Below are 4250 nucleotides of genomic sequence, written 5' to 3'. Positions count from 1 at the left end.
CGCTAACCGCTAACCGCTAACCGCTAACCGCTAACCGCTAACCGCTAACCGCTAACCGCTAACCGCTAACCGCTAACCGCTAACCGCTATTATTTAATCAAGCTACATTATTAACCTTACATGTACCTACTTTACATTAAAAATTTTTGCTGCTAATTTAAACTACTGTTATCAGTGTGAGTTTTCAGGTTTATTGACTTAAATTGAATGTGCTGTACTTGCGTTGACTTTTGATAGTTCACATGGAGACGATTATGAAAAGTTTAAAATTACTAACGTTAGTAATAGGTTTAAGTTCTGTTGGTATTGCACAAGCAGGTGAGTCTACGGTTAAATGGCAAGATTTTGACAATTACCGCGATGTGCGTGCAGCAAATCAATCACCGGCTTCTTTTGAAAAGCAAATTACTATTAACTTTGAAAAGCATTTTGCGAAGTTAGCTGAAAAATTACCAAGTGGATATAAATTAAATGTAGAGGTTGCAGATCTTGATTTAGCAGGTGCTATCGAGTTTTCTGGCGCTAAAAAAACAAGAGTAATTCAACCATTTCATTACCCACAAATTAAGCTGTCTTACACGGTAACTAATCCGCAGGGTGAAGTTGTGAACCACGCCTCAGAAGTGTTATTAAAAGATAGAGGCTATTTAGATAAAATTAAGCGCTCAACCTCTAGAGCATTTTATTATGAAAAACGCTTAGTAACTAATTGGTTTAATTCAAAAGTTTTATCTAATATAAGTTAAATACAGCTACAAAATAAATATACAAATGCCGATAAACTTTATCGGCATTTGTATTTGATGTTTACTAAATTTAACGCGGTGTTTTTTAATATTTAACTGACAACTGACAACTGACAACTGACAACTGACAACAATTATTTAAACGTAGCGAGCAGGGTAAGTAACTGTTGCAGTTTAATAACCGCTTTTTTAAGCTTTTCTTCATCAAAACCATCAGTGCTTAAGCTTTCTACATCGGCTGCTACATCAAGTACATATGGCTTAAAACGTTTAGCTTCAAAACTAAACCCAGCATCGGCTGGGAATAAGGCTTTAAATTTACCGTGGCCTTGTTGCTGTAGTTCATCTAGTTTTTTGTCGGCATCAAGTGCTTGGCGATAAACAATTTTTAAGTTAGCGTTGAGTTGTTCAATTATAGAATCCATGGTTTTCCTAAAGCTTTGTACTGCATTGCCGATATAGTACTTGGATTACATTTAAATGTCAGGTTGATTAAGGCTTATAACGATGAATATATCAGGTGGAAATCTACCCGCTATGTCTAGCTCTGGCCAAGGTGGTGAAGTTTATACTGCTGCTTTGTCTAAAAAGCAGCAATTAGCAGATGGCGCAGCAGCACTTGCACTTATTGAAGGTGCTGCGCAAGCAACAAGTGCGCAATCACCGGCTCAGTCGGTCACTGCAACACTTGGCAATAATATAAACGTGTACGTTTAAATTAACTTAAGGTCGATAGGCGTTTTGCTTTTTTGACCGCCTATTTCTCTTACCAATTTAGGCACTAAAAATCCGGGCAGGGCTTCTAATAGCTCTGCCATTATTTTTATTGCCTGTGGCTCTTCTATATCAAAGTGGCTTGCGCCTTCAACCTTATCAAGCAAATATAAATAGTATGGCAGTACGTCTGCATCAAATAACGCCTCACTTAAATTTATTTGTGCCTCAACTGTATCGTTCACTTCTTTTAAAATAACGGCTTGGTTTAATAACGTTACGCCTGCTTGCTTTAACTTTTGCATGGCTGCTTTAAACTCGTCGTCTATTTCGTTTGCATGATTTATATGGTTAATAAACACAACTTTAAGCGGTGATTGCTGCAATCTAGCGCATAGTTCATCGGTAATACGCGCAGGTATAACAACAGGCAAACGGCTGTGTATTCGCATGCGTTTAATTTGCTGTAATTGTTCAAGCTCATCTAAAAACCAACTAATGGCATCGTCTTTGGCCATAAGTGGGTCGCCACCACTTAAAATTACTTCGTTTATGTTGGCATCTGATTTTATGTAGCTCAGCGCATCAAGCAGGCTTTTTTTATTAAGCTGGTTTTCTTGATACGGGAAGTGGCGCCTAAAGCAGTAACGGCAATTTACTGCACAGCCGGTTTTAAACATAATTAAAACACGGGATTTATACTTATGTAAAAGCCCAGGCTGCTCGTTGTCTTGCTCAAGCAGTGGATCTTTATTAAAACCAGTTTTAGTTAAAAACTCTTGGTGGCGCGGCATAACTTGTAGCAATAAGGGATCGTTTACATCGCCCTTGCGCATTTTTTTTATAAACGGGACTGGCACGCGTACCGGAAATAAACTGCGGGCTTTTAGGTCGTTTTCATGGGCTTGGCTCGATAAACCGACCATTTCAAGCAATGTTTTTGGGCAGGTAACTACATTTGCTAATTCTTTTTGCCAGTTTTTATGCAAATTTGCTTCATTTCTTTGTATCATTGGCACGTAGATTACTCGAAAAAAATTAAATAGAGGAAACGATGGCGAATTATAGCACCAACGAGTTCAAGGGCGGCCTAAAAATTATGATGGACGGCGAACCTTGCAGTATTTTAGAAAACGAAATGGTAAAACCTGGTAAGGGCCAAGCGTTTAACCGTGTTCGTATCCGTAAGCTTATTTCTGGCAAGGTACTTGAAAAAACCTTTAAATCGGGTGAATCAGTTGAAGGTGCCGATGTAATGGATACCGACTTAGCGTACCTTTACACAGACGGTGAGTTTTGGCATTTCATGAACAACGAAACATTTGAGCAAATAGCCGCTGACGAAAAAGCACTTGGCGATGCAGGTAAATGGCTAGTTGAAAACGATGTATGTACTATTACATTATGGAACGGTAGCCCAATCGCGGTTACGCCACCTAACTTTGTTGAGCTTGAGATCACTGACACTGATCCTGGCCTAAAAGGCGATACAGCGGGCACTGGTGGTAAACCTGCAACGCTTAGCACGGGTGCAGTAGTACGTGTTCCATTATTCGTACAAATTGGTGAAGTAATTAAAGTAGACACCCGTAGCGGTGAATACGTAGGCCGTGTTAAGTAAGCTTGTTTACGGTTTATAAAATCCCGGCTTAAGCTGGGATTTTTTTTGGAGAAAATATGTCAGCAACACTTTGGGCCCCAAGCGCAAGCATAGAAACCCTTAAAAAGCGCGCAGCCATACTACGAACCATTCGTGAGTTTTTTTATACGCGTAATGTAATGGAAGTAGAAACCCCTAGCTTAAGTAGCGCAAGCGTAACCGATGTGCATTTAGCGAGTTTTAATACGCAGTTTGTAGGCCCAGGCCACGCTGGAGGCTTGCCGCTTTATTTACAAACATCGCCCGAATTTGCCATGAAGCGCCTATTAGCCGCAGGCTCTGGGCCAATTTTCCAGCTTTGTAAGGCATTTAGAAATGAAGAAGCGGGTCGCCATCATAATCCCGAATTTACTATGCTTGAGTGGTACCGCCCTGGGTTTGATGAGTTTGCATTAATGGACGAGATGGATGAGCTAATGCAGCTTATTTTAAATGTAGAGCCTGCGGAGCGACTGACTTATCAACAAGCATTTGAGCAGGTGTTATCACTAGACCCATTAACAGCTACGCTTACGCAATTACAAGCACTTGTCTGCGATCATGGCTTTGCCGATATAGCTAAAAACGAAACTAATAAAGACACCTTACTGCAGCTGTTATTTTGTATGAAAGTAGAGCCAACTATTGGGCAAACTAAGCCGTGTTTTGTGTATCACTTTCCGGCGTCGCAAGCGGCACTTGCACAAATTTGTGAACACGATAACCGCGTAGCAGGGCGCTTTGAGCTTTATTATAAAAATATGGAGTTAGCAAACGGCTTTAACGAGCTAACTAATGCCAAAGAGCAGGCAAAACGCTTTGATGAAGATAATGCCTATCGCGCCGCCAATGGGTTAAAACACGTACCTATGGATACTCGTTTAATTGCCGCACTTGAACACGGGCTTCCAAAGTGTGCAGGCGTTGCAATGGGTATAGACAGGTTAGTTATGCTAGCCACCGAAAAAGAGACGATAAAAGAAGTCATCGCGTTTGACGTAGATAGGGCGTAATGCTTTACCTGTAGGCGTGGCTTTATGCCGCGTATTGAGTCTTAACAGTTTTGCGTGAGCAAGCTTCACGCACATTGTGTTTTAAAGTAGGCGCCTTGCTTGCTGGCGCATTTGGTATTTATGCCGTTTTAAAATAAT

6 protein-coding genes are annotated in these 4250 nt (G+C 40.7%); 4 read left to right on the top strand and 2 right to left on the bottom strand.

The window, feature by feature from the left end; translation table 11 throughout:
* The first annotated feature begins 254 nt into the window (after positions 1-254).
* Positions 255-746, top strand: a complete 492-nt coding sequence (locus tag AN393_RS19395; protein ID WP_146258097.1) for a DUF3016 domain-containing protein — start codon at positions 255-257, stop codon at positions 744-746.
* A gap of 134 nt (positions 747-880) precedes the next feature.
* Here the strand turns inward: AN393_RS19395 and AN393_RS19390 are convergent, their stop codons facing one another.
* Positions 881-1171, bottom strand: coding sequence for a hypothetical protein (locus AN393_RS19390; RefSeq protein WP_055016947.1), 291 nt, complete (start codon positions 1169-1171; stop codon positions 881-883).
* Between the two features lie 82 nt (positions 1172-1253).
* Between AN393_RS19390 and AN393_RS19385 the strand changes: the two genes are divergently transcribed.
* Entirely contained in the window at positions 1254-1463 is a 210-nt protein-coding gene (locus AN393_RS19385; RefSeq protein WP_055016948.1) for a hypothetical protein, read from the top strand.
* Here the strand turns inward: AN393_RS19385 and epmB are convergent.
* On the bottom strand, positions 1460-2473 hold the full coding sequence (gene epmB / locus AN393_RS19380; RefSeq protein ID WP_055018930.1) for an EF-P beta-lysylation protein EpmB: 1014 nt from the start codon (positions 2471-2473) through the stop codon (positions 1460-1462). The genes AN393_RS19385 and epmB overlap by 4 nt on opposite strands.
* A 41-nt stretch (positions 2474-2514) precedes the next feature.
* On the opposite strand from epmB, the gene efp reads away from it, so the two are divergent.
* Entirely contained in the window at positions 2515-3081 is a 567-nt protein-coding gene (efp, locus tag AN393_RS19375) for an elongation factor P (protein WP_055016950.1), read from the top strand.
* A 56-nt stretch (positions 3082-3137) separates the two neighbouring features.
* Positions 3138-4112 carry an elongation factor P--(R)-beta-lysine ligase gene (gene epmA / locus AN393_RS19370; RefSeq protein WP_055018929.1) on the top strand — a complete coding sequence of 325 codons (975 nt, stop codon included), beginning with the start codon at positions 3138-3140 and terminating at the stop codon, positions 4110-4112.
* Positions 4113-4250: the final 138 nt, after the last annotated feature.

This window comes from Pseudoalteromonas sp. P1-25, assembly GCF_001401805.1.
GTDB lineage: Bacteria > Pseudomonadota > Gammaproteobacteria > Enterobacterales > Alteromonadaceae > Pseudoalteromonas.
Note: the sequence above shows the minus strand (reverse complement) of the source record. Positions and strands in the feature narration are given on the sequence as shown.